Annotated in this window: 19 protein-coding genes and 1 tRNA gene; 13 read left to right on the top strand and 7 right to left on the bottom strand. The window is 69.6% G+C overall.

Translation table 11 applies throughout. The features are described from left to right. Positions 1-98 precede the first annotated feature (98 nt). The 3 genes from P5P27_RS14105 to P5P27_RS14095 all read left to right on the top strand — a co-directional run bounded on the left by P5P27_RS14105 (position 99) and on the right by P5P27_RS14095 (position 2371). Positions 99-1100: a quinone oxidoreductase family protein gene (locus tag P5P27_RS14105; RefSeq protein ID WP_278124539.1), complete on the top strand. Its 1002-nt coding sequence runs from the start codon at positions 99-101 to the stop codon at positions 1098-1100. Positions 1101-1164: 64 nt separating this feature from the next. After that, positions 1165-1443, top strand: a complete 279-nt coding sequence (locus P5P27_RS14100) for a putative quinol monooxygenase (RefSeq protein ID WP_062367780.1) — start codon at positions 1165-1167, stop codon at positions 1441-1443. A 241-nt stretch (positions 1444-1684) separates the two neighbouring features. After that, positions 1685-2371: a class I SAM-dependent methyltransferase gene (locus tag P5P27_RS14095; RefSeq protein ID WP_082084054.1), complete on the top strand. Its 687-nt coding sequence runs from the start codon at positions 1685-1687 to the stop codon at positions 2369-2371. Between the two features lie 22 nt (positions 2372-2393). On the opposite strand, the gene arr is transcribed toward P5P27_RS14095, so the two are convergent. Both arr and P5P27_RS14085 read right to left on the bottom strand, forming a co-directional pair. After that, a complete protein-coding gene (gene arr, locus P5P27_RS14090; protein ID WP_062367778.1) occupies positions 2394-2804 on the bottom strand; it encodes an NAD(+)--rifampin ADP-ribosyltransferase in 411 nt (136 codons plus the stop codon). Between the two features lie 67 nt (positions 2805-2871). After that, positions 2872-3651: an alpha/beta fold hydrolase gene (locus P5P27_RS14085; RefSeq protein WP_062367777.1), complete on the bottom strand. Its 780-nt coding sequence runs from the start codon at positions 3649-3651 to the stop codon at positions 2872-2874. Between the two features lie 51 nt (positions 3652-3702). Between P5P27_RS14085 and P5P27_RS14080 the strand changes: the two genes are divergently transcribed. Beyond that, entirely contained in the window at positions 3703-5451 is a 1749-nt protein-coding gene (locus P5P27_RS14080; protein ID WP_278124532.1) for a GNAT family N-acetyltransferase, read from the top strand. 14 nt (positions 5452-5465) lie between these two features. Here P5P27_RS14080 and P5P27_RS14075 read toward each other — a convergent pair whose 3' ends face one another. Next, on the bottom strand, positions 5466-5891 hold the full coding sequence (locus P5P27_RS14075) for a VOC family protein (protein ID WP_045539704.1): 426 nt from the start codon (positions 5889-5891) through the stop codon (positions 5466-5468). Between the two features lie 95 nt (positions 5892-5986). Between P5P27_RS14075 and P5P27_RS14070 the strand changes: the two genes are divergently transcribed. Both P5P27_RS14070 and P5P27_RS14065 read left to right on the top strand, forming a co-directional pair. After that, a complete protein-coding gene (locus P5P27_RS14070) occupies positions 5987-6955 on the top strand; it encodes a glycoside hydrolase family protein (protein ID WP_278127449.1) in 969 nt (322 codons plus the stop codon). Between the two features lie 69 nt (positions 6956-7024). Next, positions 7025-7615 (top strand): alpha/beta hydrolase, encoded by a 591-nt coding sequence (locus P5P27_RS14065; protein WP_341336303.1) that lies wholly within the window; start codon positions 7025-7027, stop codon positions 7613-7615. Between the two features lie 18 nt (positions 7616-7633). Here the strand turns inward: P5P27_RS14065 and P5P27_RS14060 are convergent, their stop codons facing one another. Beyond that, positions 7634-8263, bottom strand: coding sequence for a DUF2461 domain-containing protein (locus P5P27_RS14060; protein ID WP_278124531.1), 630 nt, complete (start codon positions 8261-8263; stop codon positions 7634-7636). Positions 8264-8367: 104 nt separating this feature from the next. Here P5P27_RS14060 and P5P27_RS14055 point away from each other — a divergent pair, with 104 nt between their 5' ends. From P5P27_RS14055 to nrfD, 4 genes are read left to right on the top strand one after another with little or no spacing between them, the layout of a single operon-like run. Then, positions 8368-9789, top strand: coding sequence for an amino acid permease (locus tag P5P27_RS14055; protein WP_006895794.1), 1422 nt, complete (start codon positions 8368-8370; stop codon positions 9787-9789). A gap of 60 nt (positions 9790-9849) precedes the next feature. Continuing rightward, on the top strand, positions 9850-13014 hold the full coding sequence (gene fdnG / locus P5P27_RS14050; protein ID WP_278124528.1) for a formate dehydrogenase-N subunit alpha: 3165 nt from the start codon (positions 9850-9852) through the stop codon (positions 13012-13014). Then, positions 13014-14036: a 4Fe-4S dicluster domain-containing protein gene (locus tag P5P27_RS14045; protein WP_045539711.1), complete on the top strand. Its 1023-nt coding sequence runs from the start codon at positions 13014-13016 to the stop codon at positions 14034-14036. The genes fdnG and P5P27_RS14045 overlap by 1 nt, the downstream gene beginning before the upstream one ends. Then, complete coding sequence (gene nrfD, locus P5P27_RS14040; protein ID WP_278124525.1) at positions 14033-15130, top strand: NrfD/PsrC family molybdoenzyme membrane anchor subunit; 1098 nt, start codon at positions 14033-14035, stop codon at positions 15128-15130. Before P5P27_RS14045 ends, nrfD begins: the two co-directional genes overlap by 4 nt. Here nrfD and selD read toward each other — a convergent pair. Beyond that, positions 15117-16106: a selenide, water dikinase SelD gene (gene selD / locus P5P27_RS14035; RefSeq protein ID WP_278124523.1), complete on the bottom strand. Its 990-nt coding sequence runs from the start codon at positions 16104-16106 to the stop codon at positions 15117-15119. The genes nrfD and selD overlap by 14 nt on opposite strands. Before the next feature lie 32 nt (positions 16107-16138). Between selD and P5P27_RS14030 the strand changes: the two genes are divergently transcribed. The 3 genes from P5P27_RS14030 (at position 16139) to selB (ending at position 19404) form a co-directional block, all read left to right on the top strand. Continuing rightward, positions 16139-16234 (top strand) — tRNA-Sec (locus P5P27_RS14030). 30 nt (positions 16235-16264) lie between these two features. Then, the gene (gene selA, locus P5P27_RS14025) at positions 16265-17581 is read left to right on the top strand and encodes an L-seryl-tRNA(Sec) selenium transferase (protein ID WP_278124521.1); all 1317 of its coding nucleotides are present in this window, start codon (positions 16265-16267) and stop codon (positions 17579-17581) included. 5 nt (positions 17582-17586) lie between these two features. Beyond that, positions 17587-19404, top strand: coding sequence for a selenocysteine-specific translation elongation factor (selB, locus tag P5P27_RS14020; RefSeq protein ID WP_278124519.1), 1818 nt, complete (start codon positions 17587-17589; stop codon positions 19402-19404). A 93-nt stretch (positions 19405-19497) separates the two neighbouring features. On the opposite strand, the gene P5P27_RS14015 is transcribed toward selB, so the two are convergent. Both P5P27_RS14015 and P5P27_RS14010 read right to left on the bottom strand, forming a co-directional pair. Continuing rightward, the gene (locus tag P5P27_RS14015) at positions 19498-20298 is read right to left on the bottom strand and encodes an ABC transporter permease (RefSeq protein ID WP_278124518.1); all 801 of its coding nucleotides are present in this window, start codon (positions 20296-20298) and stop codon (positions 19498-19500) included. Further along, positions 20295-21209: an ABC transporter ATP-binding protein gene (locus P5P27_RS14010; RefSeq protein WP_045538289.1), complete on the bottom strand. Its 915-nt coding sequence runs from the start codon at positions 21207-21209 to the stop codon at positions 20295-20297. The genes P5P27_RS14015 and P5P27_RS14010 overlap by 4 nt, the downstream gene beginning before the upstream one ends. Between the last annotated feature and the right edge of the window lie 89 nt (positions 21210-21298).

Here is a 21298-nt window from a genome sequence, read left to right as displayed (position 1 = left end):
ATCAAGCCCGGGGCGCTGCACCTTCTGTGCGGCTTGCCCGGGTCCTCGACCACCATGAACATGGTTGAGGACGTCTACGCCGAGTGACGATCCGAGTGATGAACGGAGAGCAGATGACCGAGACGATGCGTGCCCTTGTGTCCGGACGCGGACCCGAGTGGATTCTCGCCGATGCGGCGCTTCCCGAGCCCGGTCCGGGCCAGGTGCTCATTCGCAACCGCGCCGCGGCGACCAACAACGCCGATCTCCCGATGCTGGCCGAGGCCGACCCCACCAGAGGCGGACACGGCCGTGAGTTCATCGCCGGATTCGAGTACGCGGGGGAGATCGCAGCTCTCGGAGAGGACGCCGGCGACTGGCAGGTCGGGGACCCGGTGATGGGCACTTTTCCGTCCGCGTTCGCGGACTACCTGATCGCGGACCACCGCTTCGTGCTGCCCCGTCCCGAGGGGTTGGCCGCGGACATCGCCTGCGCGTTGCCGACAGCGCTCCTCACCGAGTTCGGTGCTCTCACTGTCGCCGGGTTCGTGCCGGGGCGAAGCGTTCTCATCACGGGCGCGACCACCGGCATCGGCCTGGTCGGCGTGCAGATGGCGAAGGTGCTCGGCGCTTCCTCGGTCGTCGCGACCACACGTACCTCCGGCAAGCGTGAACTTCTCGCCGGTCTCGGCGCGGATACGGTGATCGTCACCGGCGACGAGGACCTGACTCAGGCAACACTCGCCGCGACCGGCGGCAAGGGCGCCGACGTCGTCCTCGACCATGTCGCCGGCGAGACCTTCGCGCAATGCCTTCCCGCGACCGCCGAGGACGGTCACGTCGTCAACATCGGTCGCCTCGCAGGTCCCGCGTCCACGATCGACCTCGACGCGTTGTCCTACCGGCACCTGACCGTCCACGGCGTCTCGTTCGGGTTCTCCCGCGACTGGGAGACCGTGCCGATCCTCGAAAGTCTGAGCGCTGACGTGCTGCCCGCAGTCGCCCGCGGCGAGATCCAGCCCGTCATCGACTCCGTCGTGGACGTCGCCGACTTCCAGCAGGTCGCAGAACGGCTTCGTTCAGGGAAGGCGGTCGGCAAGGCCGTCCTGGTATTCGGCTAGATGTGGTGCGCCCGATGACCTCGTCACGTGAGCAGCACTCGACCCGCAACGGAAGTCGTCCGGCATGACTGAGGTCGTCGTCAGCGGCAGGCTGATCTGCGGCGATGACGCGCAGACCGCGATCGTCGAGCGACTTCTGCCGCGACATGTCGAACTCACCCGGGCCGAACCCGGATGCGTCGCGTTCTCGGTGCTGCCGACGTCGGAGCCGGGCGTGTGGGCGGTCGACGAGACGTTCGTCGACGCGGCGGCGTTCCGAGCGCACCAGAGGCGGGTCGCGTCGAGCGAGTGGGGCCGGATGACCGCCGGAATCGAGCGCGTCTACACGACCCAGGGCAGCTGAGGCGACCGGCACATCGACCGTCCTCGCGCCGTCCAGGGCCGTCGATCGGCGTGGCTGCTGGCATATCGGCCTTCTTCCTGGTAGTTAGTTGCGATGACAGAACAAGAATCGTCATTCAGCCGGACCGCACTCTTCTCCGCCGCAGCGCGCGCAGCGCACGCGCTCGTCGACAACCCACCGCACTTGCTCGTGGACGACGCCGCTCAAGAACTGTGTCGGCTGACGAGTCCGTCGCCTCTCGATTTCCAGTCTGGCCGAGGCGCCCATCCTCGCCGCCGCGCGCCTGACCGCGTGCGCGCGATCTCGCTACGCGGAGACGGTGCTCGCCGAGACGGGAAACGACCAAGTCGTCGTGGTCGGCGCCGGTCTGGACGCCACTGCGCTGCGGCTCCAGACCGGCAGACACCGGGTGTGGGTGGTGGACCGTCCGGGAGTGCTGCAGTGGCGGACGCGGCTGTTCGCAGAGGCCGACCTCGCGGACACCGCGACAAGCGTCGCCGCTGATCTCGCCGACGGTCTGCGAGTAGGCGATCTCGACAATGCAGGAGTCGACCTCACCCGCCCTGTCACCGTGCTCTGGCTCGGTGTCAGCATGTACCTCGCACCCGATGAGTGCCGCAGGTTCTTCGGCGACGTCAGCGCGCTGGCCGACGGATCCGCGCTCGTCTTCGACTACCACCTGAGCCGGGAACTGCGTGACGACGCCGGCCGCGACTACGCACGTGCGGTCGCGGCGATGGCGGGCGCGAGCGGTGAGCCGTGGCAATGCGCGGCGTCCCCGGACTCGGTCGCGCAATGGCTCACCGAGCACGGGTGGCGGGTGGAGGCCGATATCGACGAAGCGGACGTGACCGACGACGGCTTCTTCGACCGGCAGCAGTACTTGTCGCCGATGCGGCTGGTACGCCTCGTCCACGCGGTCCGGTGACGGTCCCTCGCGCCGCGCGACCTCAGTTGATGATCTCGCCGCCGCCGTGTTCGAGAGTCGCGGCCAGTCGCTCGCGCCAGGTTCGGAGCTCGTCCGCCGTGAGACGCTTCCAATCGGTGACCTCGCCGACCACGCGAAGCGGGTGGACGCTGCGATACGACCGGGTGGGATTGCCGGGGAATTTCTTGTCGGTGACATTCGGATCGTTCTCGAAGTCGCCGGTCGGTTGCACGAGGTAGACCCGTGGTTCGCCGTCGCCGGCCGCGAGTTCGGCGGCGAGGCCGGCGCCGTCTTGCAGCGCGGTGAAGTAGATGTGGTTCATCACCACTTCGGGACGGTAGTTGGACCGGAACCCGGCGGTGAGGTGGTCTCCGATGTCGAGGTCGGCCTTCGTCCCGTGAAAGTACGGTCCCTCGTCCAGCACGTCGTTCACCGAGTCAGGCTACCCGATCCGGTGCTGCCCGACTCGGTGGCTGACGGTCCGCGCTCAGCGTGCCGCGTCACCGTCGCTCCGCGACCTGTCGGTGCAGCAGGCTCGGCCACAGTGCCATCTCTGCCGGTGTGCGTGCCACGGTCAGAGTCGCGTGCGGCAGCAGGTCGACGAGCGCCTCCGCGGTCGACAGCGGATGTCCGGCGTCGTCGGTCCACGCCAGAATCGAGGTCGGGACGTCGATCGCCGCGACGTGAGCGGGCGAGGGGAGGTCGCTGAGGGCGGCGCCGCGCAGAACGGACGGCAGCAGGTCTGCGGCGACGGCCGGCACCGTCTCGCGGGTGCCCGCGAGCGCCGGGGGCCGGGGTGCAGTGCGTCCCGCGTCGATGAACGCGTCGATCCCCTCCGTCTCGACGGTGTCGGCGGCTGCCCGATACATCTCGGCCATCGCGGGCCGGCTGTCCCACGCGGTCGGTGGGATCACCAGCGTGAGCCCGGAGAAACGACCGGGATCGAGGACGGCGGCGTGCAACAGAGTGCCGGTGCCCATCGACGGCCCGACACCGTGCACCCGCTCGCCGGGGAACCAGGAGTCGAGCAGCCGCAGCAGGTCGTCGGCCAGCACCGGCCACCGATGGTCGCGGGGCTCCGGCCGCCCGGTCGACCGACCGTGCGCCCGCGCGTCGTAGCGCAGGAGGCGGGTGCCGCTGAGGCCGCGGCCCAGGTCGAGCCCCAGCGTCCGGTCGCGTGAGCGACTCGATGTGAGGCCGTGCAGCTGGACCACCGGCCACCCGTGCTCATCACTGAACTCGACGTCGAGGTCGGCTCCCGGAACGGTGAACGTCGTCATGGCTCTCCTCTGGGATTGCGGCCGCCGCGATGAGGGGTAGCGTAGCCGCTCATGCGGCTCACCAACGTCGGCCACCTCCGTCTCCCGTTCGGGCGACTGTACGGCTACGACGTCGCCGTGTCCGCTCCGGGAGACGACCTGCCGCTCTCCTTCGACCAGCGCAGGCACGTCGGTGCCGGCGACCGTCCGGGATCGTGGATGGCGCTCTCGTTCGAACTCGCCGAGACGATTCCGCGCGACCGCCTCGCCGACGCCTGGCTGCGGGTCGTCGACAGGCACGGGACGCTCCGGACGGTCGTCGTCGACGGAGGCGAGGGACCGCGCCTGCGTGAGGTCCGCATCGGCGCGGGAGCGTGGATCGAGCATCCGGTGGCTCCCGGCCAAGCCGTCAACGACGCGCTCCGGTCGGTGCTCGACGCGCACTGCAGGCCCTACTCGCGACCGTCCCACCGCCTGTGCGTGCTGGAGAAGGCCGCGGGTCCCACCGTGGTCGTGGCCGCCGACCACGCGCATGTCGACATGTGGTCGATGCTGGTGGTGGCGCGCGACCTCCTCGCCGCCCTGGCCGGCTCGCTCGACGGCGAGGTGCCCGCGTTCGTCGAGCACACTCGGGCGATGGCGAACCGGCCCTCGGCTCCGTCCGACGTCCGGACGCGATGGGCGCAGATCCTCGCCGCCGGCGGCGACGTGATGCCGCGGTTCCCGTTGCCGCTGGGCACGGCGGAACCGAGCGCCGAACGCGTGGAGGTCCGCGATGTGTTCGACGTCGACGACAGCGCCGCGTTCTCGGCGCAGGCTCGGGCCGACGGCGTGTCCACGCTCTCGGCCGCGGTGTCGGTGATGACGTCGGTGACGCGGGAACTGGCGGGAACGCCACTGCGCGCCGTGTTCCCCGTGCACAGCCGCTACGACGCGGCCTGGCACGAGTCGGTCGGCTGGTTCATCACCAACTCCGTCATCGAATCGTGCGACCCCGCCCCGTCGGCCTGCGCCGAAGCCGTCCGCGAGGCGGTCCGCCTCGGATCCTGGCCGCTGCGAGAGATTCTGGAACCGTGGGGCGGTGACATGCCCGAGGCACCCGGGATGTTCGCGGTGTCGTGGCTCGACCTGCGCCGGCTGCCGGTTCGGATCGATTCGGCGCGGATCGACGCCCAGTACGTGGGCGCCGTGATCCGAACCGACGGTGTGATGCTGTGGTTCATCCTCGACGAGGCCGGCCTGCATCTGCGGTGCCGCTATCCGGACACCGCGGAGGCCAGGACCAACGTCGGCGGGTGGCTGGATCTGCTCGTCGCGCGCCTGCAGGAGAGGTCACGATCGTCCGCGGGCGACGTGCTGCGCGTGAGCGGTCGGACATTCCGCGTTCAGCGGGCGCGACGGTCGGACGTCCCGGCGATCGTCGACCTGCTCTCCGACGACGAGATCGGGCGCGATCGCGAAGGCGCCGAACTGGAACGGTACGAAGCGGCGTTCGACGTCCTGGTCCGAGACCGTGCCCACTACCTCGCTGTGGTCCGGGACGAGCGGGATCGGACCGTCGCGACGATGCAACTGACGGTGATCGGCGGCCTCTCGCGCGGCGGCACCACGCGGCTGCAGATCGAGGGTCTCCGCGTCGCCGAAGCAGAGCGCTCCCGCGGACTCGGGAGTGCGATGCTCGATTGGGCGCACGCTCACGGTCGCGCGCACGGGGCACACCTGGCCCAACTCGCCACCGATGAGGCGCGCATCCGTGCGCGTGCCTTCTACGCCCGGGCCGGTTACCGGGCCGAGCACGTCGGTCTCAAACGAGAGCTCTGAGCCGTCGGGGCCGGTCAGGTGAGGGCCTGCGCCAGGCCGACGAGGATGCCCTCGGGCCCGCGTATGTAACAGAGCCGGTAACTGTCCTCGAACCGGACGATCTCGGTGCTGATGATCTCGGCGCCGTGCGGACGCAGGCGCTCCAGCGTCTCGTCGAGATCGTCGACCGCGAACATCACGCGCAGGTAGCCGAGTGCATTCACCGGAGCCCTCCGGTGATCGGCGACGACGTCCGGTTCGATGAACCGCGACAGTTCGAGCCGACTGTGCCCGTCGGGGGTCGCCATCATCGCGATCTCCACCCGCTGCTCGACGAGACCGGTCACCCGGCCCGCCCAGGGACCCTCCACGACGGCCTGGCCGTCGAGCGACAGTCCGAGGGCGCTGAAGAACTCGATGGCCGCGCTGAGATCTTCGACGACGATGCCGACGTTATCCATCCTCACGGGCACGCACTCACTGTACCGAGATCCGTCCGCGATGTTGAGCCAACGAGCACCCGCCGCCGGCGACCGGAGGACATACTGCTTCAGTGATGTCAGTGAAGCGCACTCGTCTCCTCGCCGTGTCGGTCGTCGTGCTCGCAGCGGTCGGGCAGTTGCTGGCAGGCCCGGGCCGCAGCGATGCGGCGCCGACCGGCTGGAAGTACACGATGGTCGGGTTCAGCAACGGCACCGACCGAGCCATGGACGTGTACGGGTCCAGCGACGGCACACAGTTCAAGCCGGTGCGGAAGGCGGCCTACCGTCCGCCGACCGGCCGGGTCCGCGACCCGAGCGTGTTCCGGAACACCGACGGCATGTACTACGTCACGTACACCACCGCAGACGGCGCGAACATCGGCTTCGCCCGCAGCCGTGATCGGGTGAACTGGACGCCGATCGGCAACTATCCGGTCCCGTTCTGCTGCGCACTGCTTCCCGGGACCGGCGACGGCACCGGGTCGATGAACATTCCGGGATCGTCGGGTTCGACCGCGTTGAAGAGCGCCCCGTCACTGTCGCCCTTCACGACGAAGGCGTGGGCGCCCGAATGGTTCGTCGAAGGCGGGCGGGTCCACGTCGTCCTGTCGATGTCCACCGGCGGCGGCTTCGTGCCCTACGTCATGACCGCTTTGGAGCCGTCTCTGCGTCTGTGGAGCATGCCGGTGCCGATCGCCGGCATCGGCGCCGACCACATCGACACCACCATCGTGAAGGTCGGGGCCACCTACCACGCCTTCACCAAGAACGAGACGCACAAGTACGTGCAGCACGCGGTGTCGTCGAAGCTCGCCGGGCCGTACCGGTTCGTGGCACCCGGCGATTGGGGTTCATTCGTCGAGGGACCCGCGGTGACGCAGTTGCCGAACGGCGCCTGGCGCATCTATCTCGACGCGTACAAGGCGGGGAAGTACGTCTACTCCGACAGCACCGACGGAATGCGCACGTGGTCGCCCGTCAGAGAGCTCCCCGGCTTGTCCGGCTCGGTCCGGCACTTCGGTGTGATGCGCGAGCGGGGCTGACGTGCCGACAGCGACCCCGAGGCCCCCGACTACGACCTTCGCGATCTCGCAGGCGACGCAGCAGCGCTCGTGCGGGTGCTCGGAGCGGACAACGCGCACATGGGTGGGCTGGGTGTCGGTGGCATGGTCGCTCAGGTCGCGGGACTCGACTTCCCGGATGTGTTCACCGCGCTCACCCTCGTCGGCACCAGGGCGGTCGCGCCGGGTCCGGTCGACGACGATCTGCCCGATCACGACGCGAACGTGATGGCGGCGCTGTTCTCGCGACCGAGCCCGGACTGGGCCGATCGCACGGCCGTCGTAGCGCATGCAGCCGAGAGCGCGCCGCTCCTTCACAACGACCCGGATCAGGCAGGCCGTCTCGCCGGTCGGATCTGGGATCGAACGCCGTCGAAGGATCCTGCCGTGCACATGGCGAACCAGCGCGGCACCGTCTTCGCCCGGCTCGACTGTGCACCGCGCTGGCGTGAGCACCTCGGCGAGATCCGGATGCCGACGCTCGTCGTCCACGGCCGGCTCGATCCGTTCTTCCCGGTGGGCAACGGTCGAGCCCTGGCCGCGGAGATACCCGGCGCACGGCTGCTCATCCTGGACGACCTGGGTACCGGACTGCCCGAGCAGGCGAGCGGCGAGGTCGCTGCCGCGATGCTCGATCTCTGAACCCCGGCCGGCCGTCGGTCAACCGACGCGCCGGACCAGCCAGTCGACCAGCGGCCTCGTCTGACGCCAGTCCTTCCGAACCCGGTCGACCAGCGCGGGGGAGTGGATCACCTCGTCGAAACCGTAGTCACGGCTCACGGTCAACGACCGGTACCGCAACAGGTCGATCCGCGGGTGGTCGGCGCTCCAGCCGCGCGGCGAGGTCTTGACACGGTCGCCGCCCACCTCCCACCCCTTGCGTTCCAGGGTGTCGACGATCTTCTCGAGCTCGGCTCCGTGGAGGTCGTCGTCGATGGCGCGGCGAATGGCGGCCAGAGTGTCGGGGTCGGCGTGATAGAAGCCGGCGGCCACGCGCACTCCCGGGGCCGAGATCTGGACGTAGTAGCCGGTCGCGGGTCCGACCGCCACGAACGCGCCTTGATGGGTCTTGTACGGGGTCTTGTCCTTCGAGAACCGGACGTCCCGATACGGGCGGAACACCTTCGCCGGACCGAACTCGTCGGCGAGTTCGTCGGTCAGCGCGACTATCGGCGCGGCGACGCTGGACTGGTAGACGTCGCGGTGTGCTTCCCAGAACACTTTGCTGTTGTCGATCTCGAGATCGTCGTAGAAGTCGAGCGCAGCCTCGGGGAATCCGGTGAAGCTCATGGGTCGAGCCTACCGAGGGCCCTGCGGCTGTCCGATTGTGACGAGGGTCAAAGGACGTCGTAAATTGTCCCCCTGAACGGTGTGACGCTGGAAGGGGTGACCGAATGACGGTGGCGAGCGAAGAACGCGCTCCCGACGAGGGCTATCAGCGCGGACTGACCGCGAGTACGGTCCAGATGATCGCCATCGGCGGTGCCATCGGCACGGGCCTGTTCTACGGCTCGGGCGGAGCGATCGAGAAGGCCGGGCCGGCGCTGCTGCTCGCCTACGCGCTCGCGGGCCTCGCGATCTTCATCGTGATGCGCGCACTCGGCGAACTGCTGATCTACCGGCCGGTGTCCGGAGGCATCAGCGAGTACGCCGACGAATTCCTCGGGCGGTTCGCCGGCTTCAGCCAGGGCTGGACGTACTGGGCGGTGTGGACCACCACCTGCATGGCCGAGATCACCGTGGCGGGTAAGTACGTCAACTACTGGTGGCCGGCGATCCCCGGCTGGGTGACCGCGCTGACGGTTCTCGTCATCCTGTTCGGCGCGAACCTGATCTCGGTCGGCCTGTTCGGCCGTGCCGAGTTCTGGTTCTCGGCGATCAAGGTGACGGCGATCCTCGGCATGATCATCGTCGGCATCGGAGTCCTGTTGCCGATCGCCGGCTTCGGTCCGGCCGAGGGGCCCTCGGTGACCAACCTCTGGAACGACGGCGGGTTCTTCGCCACCGGTTTCACCAATGCGCTGCTGAGCCTGCAGATCGTCATGTTCGCCTACGTCGGTGTGGAACTGGTCGGCGTCACCGCGGGTGAGGCGGAGAACCCGAGGGTCACGCTGCGCAAGGCCATCAACTCGGTGCCCTTCCGCATCGGCATCTTCTACGTCGGTGCGATCCTGGTGATCCTGTCGGTCCGCGGATGGCGGAACTTCCACGCCGGAGAGAGCCCGTTCGTCGCGGTGTTCCAATACATCGGCCTGCCCGGCGCGGCCGGTCTGGTCAACTTCATCCTGTTGACCGCGGCGCTCTCGTCCTGCAACTCCGGCATCTACTCCACCGGCCGCATGCTCCGTTCGCTGGCACAGCGCGGCGACGCGCCGCACGGTCTCGACCGCTTGTCGAGCCGGAAGGTGCCGGTGGCCGGAATCGTGCTCAGTGCCCTGGTGATGGTCCTCGGCGTGGTCGTGAACGCGATCGATCCCGATCACGCGTTCTCGTACATCACCTCGGTCTCGACCGTCGGGATCATCGTCGTGTGGTCCACCATCCTGATCTGCCAGATGCGGTTCCGGGCGAAGGTCAAGAGCGGGGAACTGCCCGAATCCGATTACCGGGTGCCCGGAGCGCCCTACACGACGTGGGCGGCACTGGCGTTCCTGGCGTTGGTCTTCGTTCTGCTGTTCTTCACCGAGGACGGACGGATCGCCCTGATCGTCGGCGCCGTCTGGTTCGCCTGCGTGGTGATCGGCTACGTGTTCTGGTCGCGGATGCCGCTGCGGGAAGAGCCCGTCGAGACCGAGAGCCGCGTCGAGCGACGATGACGGCCGATTTCCGGATCGATCCGGCCGGCCCGAGCGCGCCGACGCGATAGGGTTGGGGACGTGTCCAGGTTCAGTCCCCTAGAGTGGCCGGTGTTCCGGCAACTGCGGTCGGGTGACGTGCTGGGCCGAGGCCCCGCGGTGGAGTCGCCGCGCACCAAGGCGATGCAGTCACGCACCGCCACGGCGGACCGGATGGCGCAGAGCGTCTGCCCGTTCTGTGCGGTCGGGTGCGGTCAGCGGGTGTACGTCAAGGATGAGCGGGTCATCGCCATCGAGGGCGATCCGGATTCCCCGATCTCGCGCGGGCGACTCTGTCCGAAGGGGGCGTCGAGCGAGCAGTTGGTGAACAACCCGCTCCGGCAGACCACGGTCCGCTACCGCGCCCCGTACGCCACGCAGTGGCAGGACCTGGATCGGGACACCGCGATCGACATGATCGCCGACCGCTTCCTCGAAGCCCGTCGCAGGCACTGGCAGGACGTCGACGAGCACGGAAACCCCTTGCGCCGCACCATGGGTGTGGCCTCACTCGGCGGGGCGACGCTAGACAACGAAGAGAATTACCTGATCAAGAAGCTCTTCACCGCCGCGGGCGCGATTCAGATCGAGAATCAGGCGCGGATATGACACTCCGCCACGGTTCCCGGTCTGGGAGCCTCGTTCGGCCGCGGTGGTGCCACCCAGTTCTTGCAGGACATGGCCAATGCCGACTGCATCGTGCTCATGGGCGGCAACATGGCGGAAGCGCATCCCGTCGGATTCCAATGGGTCACTGAGGCGAAGGCGCGCGGTGCCCGCGTGATCCACGTCGATCCGCGTTTCACCCGCACGTCGGCGGTGGTCGACAAGCACATCTCGATCCGGGCGGGATCGGACATCGTGCTGCTGGGTGCGCTGATCAACTACATGATCACCCGCGAGCGCTACTTCCACGAGTACGTCGTCGCGTACACCAACGCGGCGACTCTGGTGAGCGAGGACTACCGGGACACCGACGACCTGGACGGTCTCTTCTCCGGCTTCGACGAGGAGTCCGGCACCTACGATCGCGCCACCTGGCAGTACACCGGCGGGCGGGACGAGACGCTGCAGGATCCGCGCACCGTGTTCCAGATCCTGAAGCGGCACTACTCCCGCTACACCCCGGAGACGGTGACGCAGATGTGCGGCATCGCCGAAGCGGAGTTCGAGTACCTCGCACGGTCGCTGGCCGACAACTCGGGCCCCGAACGCACCGGATGCTTCGGCTACGCGACCGGGTGGACTCAGCACACGATGGGCGCCCAGGTGATCCGCACGGCTGCCATTCTGCAGTTGCTTCTCGGCAACGTCGGACGTCCCGGTGGCGGAATCATGGCGTTGCGCGGTCACGCGAGCATCCAGGGCTCCACGGACATTCCGACGCTGTTCGATCTGCTTCCCGGCTACCTGCCGATGCCGTCCGCGGGCAAGCACAACACGTTCGACGACTACCTCGCGACGGTGCGGCCGGCGTCCGGCAAGGGATTCTGGGCGTATGCCGAGGACTACGCGGTGAGTCTGCTCAAGGCGTGGTGGGGTGAGTCGGCGACAGCCGAGAACGACTGGTGCTTCGACTATCTGCCGCGGCTCACCGGACCGGCGGGCACATACCAGACCGTGGTGGAGATGCTGGAGGGCAATGTCGACGGTTACTTCATCGTCGGTCAGAACCCCGCCGTCGGATCGGCCAACAGCCGCCAACAGCGGATGGCGATGTCCAAGCTCAAGTGGCTGGTGGTGCGTGATCTGAACATGATCGAGAGCGCCACCTGGTGGAAGGAGGGGCCCGAGATCGACTCGGGCGAACTGAAGACCGAGGACATCGCCACCGAGGTCTTCTTCCTGCCGGCCGCCACCCACGTCGAGAAGGCCGGCTCGTTCACTCAGACGCAGCGCATGGTGCAGTGGCGCCACCAGGCGGTGGCCCCACCCGGCGACGCGCAGAGCGAACTCGACTTCTACTACGAACTCGGCAGGCGCATCCGGGAACGCGTGGCCGACTCGACCGACCCGCGCGACCGTCCCCTCCAGGATCTGACCTGGGACTACCGCCGCAACGAACACGGTGACGTGGACCCGGAGGCGGTGCTCGCCGAGATCAACGGCCGTCATCTGACGGGGCCGAACGCCGGCGAACCGATCGACTCCTACACCGAGTTGCGTTCCGACGGCTCCACGATCTCCGGGTGCTGGATCTACGCGGGCGTCTACGCCGGCGGGGTCAACAGGGCCGCGCGGCGCACCCCCGGCGGCGGTGGCGGTGTGACGCAGTCCGACTGGGGCTGGGTGTGGCCGTCCGACCGCCGCATCCTCTACAACCGGGCGTCGGCCGACCCGCAGGGCCGGCCGTGGAGCGAACGCAAGAAGTACGTCTGGTGGGACGTGGACGCCGGACGGTGGACCGGATCGGATGTTCCGGACTTCCCGATCGACCGCGCGCCGGGGACGGTGCCGCCGGAGGGGGCGATCGGTGCCGACGCCATCGGCGGCGACGACGCGTTCATCATGCAGGCGGACGGGAAGGGCTGGCTGTTCGCGCCGAACGGTCTGGTCGACGGTCCGATGCCGACGCACTACGAGTCGCAGGAGTCGCCGGTCCGCAACGCCCTGTATCCGCAGCAGCAGTCGCCCGCCAGGGTGATGCTCCCCCGCGAGGACAATCTCGACGCGCCGAGTGCCGGCGACCCGGGTGCCGGCGTCTACCCGTACGTCTTCACGACGTACCGGCTCACCGAGCACCACACGGCGGGCGGCATGAGTCGATGGTCGCCGTACCTCTCCGAACTCCAGCCGGAGATGTTCTGCGAGGTCTCTCCGGAACTGGCCGCCGAATGCGGGCTGACCGCGCAGGGATGGGCGACGATCGTCTCGCCGCGCGGTGTGATCGAGGCCCGGGTGCTGGTCACCGACCGGATGCGGCCGCTGGAGATCAACGGCCGCGTGGTGCACCAGGTGGGTCTGCCGTATCACTGGGGTGTGGGCAACGACGCGGTGGTCAGCGGTGACGCCGCCAACGACCTCGTCGGTGTCACGATGGATCCGAACGTCTTCATTCAGGAGTCGAAGGTGGGTTCGTGTGCGGTCATCGCGGGGCGTCGTCCGCGCGGTGCCGCCGCCGATGCGCTGGTACGCGACTACCAGCGACGGTCCGGGGCCACCGTCGAGACGGACAACAGCCGTCTCACGCCGCGAGAGGAGCAGTGATGGGCCAGCTGACCGGACCGACCGATCCGAGCGCTGATGCGCACTGGCATCCTCACGAGGACCGGCGCGGCTTCTTCACCGACACCTCGATCTGCATCGGCTGCAAAGCCTGCGAGGTGGCGTGCAAGGAGTGGAACGGCAACCCGAGAGACGGCGACCTCGAGTTCACCGGAATGTCGTACGACAACTCCGTGTCTCTCGGTGCCAGCACGTGGCGGCATGTCGCCTTCGTCGAGCAGGACGCGGACCGCATCGCCACGGCACGAGCCTCGGGCGCCGGGCTGGCGGACCTGGGTATGCCGCAGGTCCGCGGTGCCGACCCCCTCGACCCGCCGGCGCCGAGTTCGCCGTCACCGGATACGACGCCGCCGGACACGCCGGAATTCCGATGGCTGATGTCCTCAGACGTCTGCAAGCACTGCACGCACGCCGGTTGCCTCGACGTGTGCCCCACCGGCGCGATGATGCGGACGGAGTTCGGCACCGTGGTGGTGCAGGCCGACATCTGCAACGGCTGCGGCACCTGCGTGGCCGGCTGCCCCTTCGGGGTGGTGGAGCGCCGCAGCGACGGCACGGTGGCGCCGACCGTCCGCGAGGGCGACCGCAAGGGTGAGCAGCCCGAGATCCCGAATCGGGGCGTCGCACAGAAGTGCACGCTGTGCTACGACCGCCTGCGAGACGACCAGACGCCCGCCTGCGCACAGACGTGCCCCACCACGTCGATCTCCTTCGGCCGGCGCACGGACATGGTGGAACGAGCGCACGAGCGAGTGGCGCAACTGCACGCCGAGGGCATGACCGAGGCGCGGCTGTACGGCGCCAACGAGCACGACGGCGTCGGCGGCACCGGGTCGGTGTTCCTGCTGCTCGACGAGCCGGAGGTGTACGGACTGCCGCCCGACCCCCGTGTGTGCACCGCCGATCTGCCCCGGATGTACCGGCGCGCCGGTGCGGCGGTGGCCGGGATGGTGGGCGCCGCCGTGCTGTCGTTCCTCGGCTCGCGAAGGGACCGGCGACCGTGACGAGTTCCGAATACGGCCAGTTCCGTCCGCCGCGTCCGCAGCGTCCGCAGCGGGGGAGGCGTCGCAGGGGCGGCGGTCGCCGCGGCGACGAGTTGATGGTGCCGCAGGCGCAGGTGGAGCATCTCGATGAGAACGGCTACTACGGGCACCCCGTCGTCAAGGCGCCGCCCTGGGAGACGCCCGTCGGTGCGTATCTGGTGCTCGGCGGGATCGCCGGCGGCTCCGGACTGCTCGCCGCGGGTGCTCAGCTCACCGGACGGAAGGTGTTGCGCCGCAATGCGCGACTGGCGGGGCTCGGCGCCGCGGGGGCCGGAGCTGTGGCGCTCGTCGCCGATCTAGGCCGGCCGGAGCGGTTCCTGCACATGATGAGGACCTTCAAGGTCACCTCGCCGATGAGCGTCGGCTCATGGATTCTGATGGGGTACAGCGGGATGATCGGGGTGGCCGCCGCGTCGGAGGCCGACGCACTGACGGGTGATCGGCTGCCGCTCGGCCGGCTCCGACCGCTGCTCCGGGCACTCGAGGGCCCGGCGGGACTGGGGGCGGCCGCGATGGGTGCCCCGCTGGCCGCGTACACCGCGGTCCTGCTCGGCGACACCGCGATGCCGACGTGGAATGCGATGCACCGGGATCTTCCCTTCGTGTTCGTCAGTTCCGCGAGCTTGGCCGCGGGCGGTCTCGCACTGATCACCACGCCCGCAGCGGAAGCGGGACCGGCCCGCAATCTGGCTGTTCTCGGTGTGATCGGCGACGTCGCGGCGACGCGGCTGATGGAGCAGCGGATGGACCCGGTGGCCGCCGAACCCCTCCACCACGGCGGGCCGGGGAAGCTGATGCGCTGGGCCGAGCGGCTCGCGGTGGCCGGCGGCGTGGGCGCGCTGATCGCGGGCGGTCGGCAGGGCCGGGGCCGGCGGGCGCTGGCAGCGGCGGCCGGTGGAGCGCTGGTCGCGGCGTCCACCTGTACCCGATTCGGCGTCTTTCATGCGGGCCTGGAGTCGGCGCGCGACCCGCGCTACACGATCGAACCGCAGAAGCGCAGGCTCGCGGCCCGCCGTGCGGCGGGGGTGACGGGAGACTCGATCACCGGACTGTGATGCCCGGCGCTCCGCCGGCCACGGTGTGCCCGATCACCGGATGGCCGGGCACTTCACCGACCACCAGCAGACCGCCGGAGGTCTGGGCGTCGGCCAACAGCAGCAGATCGTCTTCGCTCACCCCGGCGCCCGCGCCGAGGTGCGGGCGCACCCAGTCCAGGTTGCGTCGCGTCCCGCCGGAGACGTAGCCGTCGCGGAGGGCGTCGAGAGCGCCGTCGAGTACCGGCACCGCCGAGGCCTCCACCACGGCGCTCACGCCGGACGCGCGGCACATCTTGTAGAGGTGGCCCAGCAGACCGAAGCCCGTGACGTCGGTGGCGGCCTGGACGCCGTTCGCCACGGCGGCGTCGGCCGCGTCGCGGTTGAGTGCGGTCATCGACGCGATCGCGCTGGGAAACACCTCGCCGGTCCGCTTGTGCCGATTGTTCAGCAAGCCGACGCCGATGGGTTTGGTCAGCGTGAGAGGGAGCCCCGGCTCGGCGGCGTCGTTGCGCAGGAGACGGTCGGGGTCGGCGACGCCGGTGACCGCCATGCCGTACTTGGGCTCGGGGTCGTCGATGGTGTGACCGCCGATCACCGGGCATCCGGCCTGGGCACCGACGTCGAGCCCGCCGCGCAGCACCTCCGTCAGCAGTTCCATCGGCAGCACCTCGCGAGGCCAGCCGACCAGGTTGACGGCCACCACCGGCCGCCCGCCCATCGCGTAGACGTCCGACAGGGCGTTGGCCGCGGCGATCGCGCCCCAGTCGTAGGCGGAGTCGACGACGGGAGTGAAGAAGTCGGCGGTGGACAGCACCGCCAGACCGTCGGCGACGCGGACCGCGGCGGCGTCGTCGCCGTCGTCGAGACCCACCAGCACATCGGGAGATCGCTGTCCGACGAGGCCGCGCACCGCGTCCTCCAACTCGCCCGCCGGGATCTTGCAGGCGCACCCTCCGCCGTGGGCGTAGTCGGTCAGTCGCTTAACCTGAGTCACACGGCCGAGCGTAGACGGCTATGTTGGTCTGCGGAGGCGTCTGGGTTCCTGGTGGGCCCCCCGGTCTTCAAAACCGGTGAGGTCGAGTATCTCGGTCTGGCGGGTTCGATTCCCGTCCGTCTCCGCCAAACTCTCTCGTCGAGTGACCAGGAGACTGAGTGAATCAGGTTGCGCCGCAGCATGACCCGCGCAGATTGATTCCGCGCACGGATGCTCTGCTGGCGTTGCCGGAGGTAGCGGCGGCTCGTCGGCGCCTGTCGGCGGACACAGTCGTCGAGCGTGTCCGCGCGATACAGGAGAGGGCACGCCGAGGTGAGTTGCCGCCGCAGGAAGTGGCTGCCGCGGTGATCGCCGACCTCACCCGAGCGCGGGCTTGGGCGCAGACGCCGGTACTCAACGCCACCGGCGTCGTGGTCCACACCAATCTCGGGCGCGCCCCGCTCAGCCGGGCCGCGGTGTCGGCGATGGTCGATGCCGCCGGCTACGTCGATGTGGAACTGGACCTGGAATCGGGGGTCCGAGGCAAGCGGGGCGCCCGGACCCGCTCCGCGTTGCTCGCCGCGTGCCCGGCGGCCGGTGACGCACTGGCGGTGAACAACGGTGCGGCGGCACTGGTGCTCGCGACCACGGCGCTGGCCGCCGGCCGTGAAGTCGTCGTCTCCCGCGGTGAACTGATCGAGATCGGAGCCGGGTTCCGGCTGCCCGACCTGATCGCGTCGACCGGGGCCCGGCTCCGCGAAGTCGGCACCACCAATCGCACGCATCTCTCCGACTACGCCGACGCGATCGGTCCGGACACCGGGTGTCTGCTCAAGGTTCACCCCAGCAACTTCACGGTGTCCGGATTCACCTCGGCCGCGCCGGTGAGCGAGCTGGCGCAGGTGGCGCGGGACCGGGGCGTGCCGCTCGTCGTGGACGTCGGCTCCGGACTGCTGGCGCCGGATCGGACATTGCCCGACGAACCGGATGCGGCGACGATGCTGAACGACGGTGCGGATCTGGTGACCGCGAGCGGCGACAAACTGCTCGGCGGGCCGCAGGCCGGCCTGGTCCTGGGGCGGGCAGATCTGGTGCAGCGGCTGTCGCGGCATCCGCTGGCGCGTGCGGTGCGAATCGACAAGCTGGCGCTGGCCGCGCTCGAAGCGACGGTCGCCGGACCCACCGCGCCGGTGGTCGAATACCTGCACGCCGATCCGGAGCGTCTGCGGGCGCGAGCGCAGGCGCTGGCGGCGGCCGTGGACGGGACCGTCGTCGAGCACGACGGCCGCGTGGGCGGCGGCGGTGCTCCGGGAGTTCCGCTGCCCGGCTACGCGGTCCGGCTGCCGGAGTCGATAGCCGCGCGGCTGCGGACCGGGACGCCGTCGGTGCTGCCGCGCGTGCACGACGGGTTCACACTGATCGACCTGCGCTGCGTTCCGGAGGCGGACGACTCGCGGCTCGCCGAGGCCGTCCGCGCCGCCATGCGGGCGGACTGACCCCAGTGTTCGTCGTCGCAACCGCGGGACACGTCGACCACGGCAAGTCGACTGTCGTGAAAGCGCTGACCGGGATGGAGCCGGACCGCTGGGAACTGGAGCGGCGGCGCGGTCTCACGATCGACCTGGGTTTCGTCTGGACCGTGCTGCCCTCGGGTCGGGAGGTGGGCTTCGTCGACGTGCCGGGCCACGAGCGGTTCCTGACGAACATGCTCGCCGGGCTGGGACCGGCCCCCGCCGTGTGCTTCGTGGTCGCCGCAGACGAGGGGTGGCGCGAACAGTCCTCAGATCACCGTGATGCGCTTGCCGCGCTCGGCGTCGACCGCGGACTGATCGTGGTGACCCGGACCGATCGGGCGTCGGCGGACCGGATCGCCGAGGTCACCGCGCAGGCGCGGCACGAATTGGCGAACACCGGACTCGCCGACGCCGAGGCGGTCGCCGTCTCGGCCCGTGACGGCACCGGGCTCGACGATCTGCGCGGCGCGCTGGACCGGATGCTCTCGGCACTGCCGCAGCCGCGGTCCGGACGAGTACGGCTGTGGGTCGATCGTGCATTCACCGTCACCGGCTCGGGCACCGTGGTCACCGGGACACTCGAGGCCGGGGCACTCGCTTCGGGCGAGCGTCTGGACCTGTTCGGCAGAGACGGTCGTCGTGAAGTGACCGTCCGCGGACTCCAGTCGCACGGCAGGCCGCTCGACGCCGCGCGGCCGGTGAGCCGTACCGCGGTGAACCTCCGCGGCGTCGCCCACGATGCGATTCACCGCGGCGACGCACTGCTCACTCCGGGCGCCTGGCCGGTGACGACTCTCGTCGACGTCTGCCGTGTGGGGCCGGGGATGGGCCCGCGGGAACTTCCGGAGTGGCTCACAGCGCACATCGGCACGGTGGCGGTGCCGGTGCGCGTGCGCCCGCTCGACGGCGACCACCTTCGCCTCACCCTGGCGAGGGGACTCCCGCTCCAGCGGGACGACCGCCTGGCGCTGCGCGATCCCGGCGCGGGACGGATCCTCGGCGGCGTGCGGGTACTGGACGTCGATCCGCCCGAACTCGTCCGGCGCGGCGACGCGCGGCGGCGGGCGGGAGCGCTCGCCGGTCTGGCACAGGACGCCGCCGCCCTCGCCGAGGTGCAGCGGCGGGGCGCGGTCCGACGTACCCGACTCGACGACCTCGGCCTGGAGACCGGGGTGGTGCCCGACGGGGTCGAGGCGGTGGGCGAGTGGTGGGTGACGACGCGGCTGATGCATCACTGGCAGATGCGACTGCGTAGCGCGGTCACGGAACTGCATGACCGCGACCCGTTGGCGGCGGGACTGTCGTACGGCGCGGCGCGGGATCTGCTCTCGTTACCCGACCCGGCGCTGCTCGGCGCTGTGGTCGACGGGGCCGGCGTGGCGGCCCGCGGCGGTCTGCTGTCGCTTCCGGAGCGCAGGTCCGATCTCGGCCCCGCCGAAGCGGGAGTCTGCGCACTCGAGAAGCGTCTCGCGGCCGATCCGTTCGCGGCTCCGGAGGCCGACGACCTGGCGGCTCTGGGGCTGGGCGTGCGCGAACTCGCCGCCGCCGACCGCGCCGGGAGGCTTCTCCGGCTCGGCGACGGGCTGGTATTGCTGCCCACCGCGCCGGCGCGGGCGATGCGCGAACTGGCCCGGCTGCCGCAGCCTTTCACCACCTCGCAGGCGCGGCAGGCACTGCGCACCTCGCGCCGTGTCGCGATCCCGCTGCTCGAGAACCTCGATGCGCGCGGCTGGACGCGGCGGATCGACGCCGGTCACCGCGAAGTCGTGCGCCCGTCCGGCCGACAGGCGGCGGAGACGGGGTGACAGCAGAAAGATGACTGGCGCACCCGGGGAGAGGTTTCGGGTGCGCCAGTCGGCATTGCGTTCAGCTCTTCCAGGTCAGGTGACCGCTTGAGGTCACTTGACCTCCGAACGCAAGATTCGGTAGATGCCCAGGGTGATGGGGATGCCGATCCAGATGGCGTGAGCCACCAGGAAGTGTGCCCATTCGGCTCCCGTCGGCCAGGAGTCGGACATCAGCGGGCCGGACGATGTGCTCGTGCTGATCCAGTCGCCCACATGGTGGTCGCGCAGCGCCGGAACCAGTTCCAGAACCAGGCCGATGGCGTTGGGCAGGACGAAGTAGGCGACGATCGCGGCCGGTGTGTTCAGGAACAGCGCGGCGAAACCGAAGCCGAGGAGCAGACCCGTGATCTGGAGGATCACCGCGCCGGTCAGCCCGGCGGCCGGGAACGACCACGAACCGTTCGGGTCGCCGTATGCGGCCCCGACGATCACATTGCCGATGGCGCCGACGATCAGGGCGAAGGCGACTGCGGCCAGTGCGGCGACGAGCGAGGTCACCAGCTTGGCGACCACGATCCGTTCACGTCGCGGTTCCATGGTGAACGTGATCAGGGCGCCGCGCTGGCTCCACTCGGAGGTCACCAGCAGAATCGCCATCACCGGCAGCAGGAAGCCGGTCGGGGTGTTCATGATGCCGAAGAAGTCGGCGAAGCCGGCGCCGTCACCGTTGTCGGTGGAGTTGCCGGTGGTGATCAGCATGACCACCATGATCACGACCGAGATGAGACCCATCGACGCGATCAGCCAGAAGCCGGCGCGGGTGTCGACGAGCTTGCGCAGTTCGACGCGGATCAGGCGGCTGAGCGGGATCGGCTTGGCCGTCTGATCGACGGCCGCATACGTGGTGGTCATCGGAAGACTCCCTGGTTGACGGGCTGCTCACGCTGGGTCTGCTGCGTGAGCTGCAAGAACATCGCCTCCAAGCCGGTGTTGTCGCCCGGCCGCAGCTCCACGAGGTGGATCTGGGCGTCGAGCGCCACCCGGCCGACGACGGTCGGTTCGGCTTCCACGTGGAAGCCGCCGTCGGCAGCGGGGTGCGCGACCACCTGGGCCGCGGCCAACGCGCGTCCGAGCGCGGCGTCGTCGACGGCCTTGACTCGGGTGCCGGTGCCCGCGAGCAACTGCTCCTTGGTGCCCTGCGCCACGATGCGACCCTGCCCGATGACGATGAGATCGTCGGCGATGATCTCGATCTCGTGGAGCAGGTGGCTCGACAGCAGGACGGTGCCACCGCGGTCGGCGTAGTTGCGCAGCAGGGTGCGCATCCAGTGGATTCCCGCGGGATCGAGGCCGTTGACCGGCTCGTCGAGGATGAGTATCCGCGGATCGCCCAGCAGGGCGTTGGCGATGCCGAGCCGCTGGCGCATGCCGAGCGAGTAGTTGCGGACCCGGCGCCCCGCCTCCTGCGGCGTGAGGCTCACCAGGTTCAGGACCTCGTCGATGCGGCTGCGGTCGAGGCCCATGGTCATCGCGGACAGTCGCAGGATCTCGGCACCGGTCCGGCCTGCGTGCTGGGCGGATGCGTCGAGCAGGACTCCGACCTGAGTCGCCGGATTGTGGATGTCGCGGTACTCGACGCCGGCGATGGTCGCAGATCCGGCCGTGGCCGGAGTGAGTCCGGCGATGATCCGCATGGTGGTCGACTTGCCCGCGCCGTTGGGCCCGAGGAAGCCGGTGACACGGCCGGGCTTGCAGGCGAACGAGACGTCGTCGACGGCGACGTAGTCGCCATATCTCTTCGTGAGGTGCTCGACGGTGATCATGACTGACGATTCTGCTCTGAACCGGCGCCGGGCACATCAGTCCGCCGACTGATTCCGGGTCAGCCGAAAGTAGGGTATGACCCTGACCC

It is taken from the genome of Gordonia sihwensis (assembly GCF_029632925.1).
Taxonomy (GTDB): domain Bacteria; phylum Actinomycetota; class Actinomycetes; order Mycobacteriales; family Mycobacteriaceae; genus Gordonia; species Gordonia sihwensis.
This window is presented reverse-complemented; position numbering and strand designations above follow the sequence as displayed.

What these genes read in the sequence shown, in the direction of transcription:
- P5P27_RS14080 (WP_278124532.1), top strand. Translation starts at nt 3,703, where the DNA reads ATGCGGCTCACCAACGTCGGCCACCTCCGTCTCCCGTTCGGGCGACTG.
- P5P27_RS14010 (WP_045538289.1), bottom strand. Translation starts at nt 21,209, where the DNA reads ATGATCACCGTCGAGCACCTCACGAAGAGATATGGCGACTACGTCGCC.
- P5P27_RS14070 (WP_278127449.1), top strand. Translation starts at nt 5,987, where the DNA reads ATGTCAGTGAAGCGCACTCGTCTCCTCGCCGTGTCGGTCGTCGTGCTC.
- P5P27_RS14055 (WP_006895794.1), top strand. Translation starts at nt 8,368, where the DNA reads ATGACGGTGGCGAGCGAAGAACGCGCTCCCGACGAGGGCTATCAGCGC.
- P5P27_RS14045 (WP_045539711.1), top strand. Translation starts at nt 13,014, where the DNA reads ATGGGCCAGCTGACCGGACCGACCGATCCGAGCGCTGATGCGCACTGG.
- P5P27_RS14100 (WP_062367780.1), top strand. Translation starts at nt 1,165, where the DNA reads ATGACTGAGGTCGTCGTCAGCGGCAGGCTGATCTGCGGCGATGACGCG.
- P5P27_RS14085 (WP_062367777.1), bottom strand. Translation starts at nt 3,651, where the DNA reads ATGACGACGTTCACCGTTCCGGGAGCCGACCTCGACGTCGAGTTCAGT.
- P5P27_RS14060 (WP_278124531.1), bottom strand. Translation starts at nt 8,263, where the DNA reads ATGAGCTTCACCGGATTCCCCGAGGCTGCGCTCGACTTCTACGACGAT.
- P5P27_RS14075 (WP_045539704.1), bottom strand. Translation starts at nt 5,891, where the DNA reads ATGGATAACGTCGGCATCGTCGTCGAAGATCTCAGCGCGGCCATCGAG.
- P5P27_RS14015 (WP_278124518.1), bottom strand. Translation starts at nt 20,298, where the DNA reads ATGACCACCACGTATGCGGCCGTCGATCAGACGGCCAAGCCGATCCCG.
- P5P27_RS14105 (WP_278124539.1), top strand. Translation starts at nt 99, where the DNA reads ATGAACGGAGAGCAGATGACCGAGACGATGCGTGCCCTTGTGTCCGGA.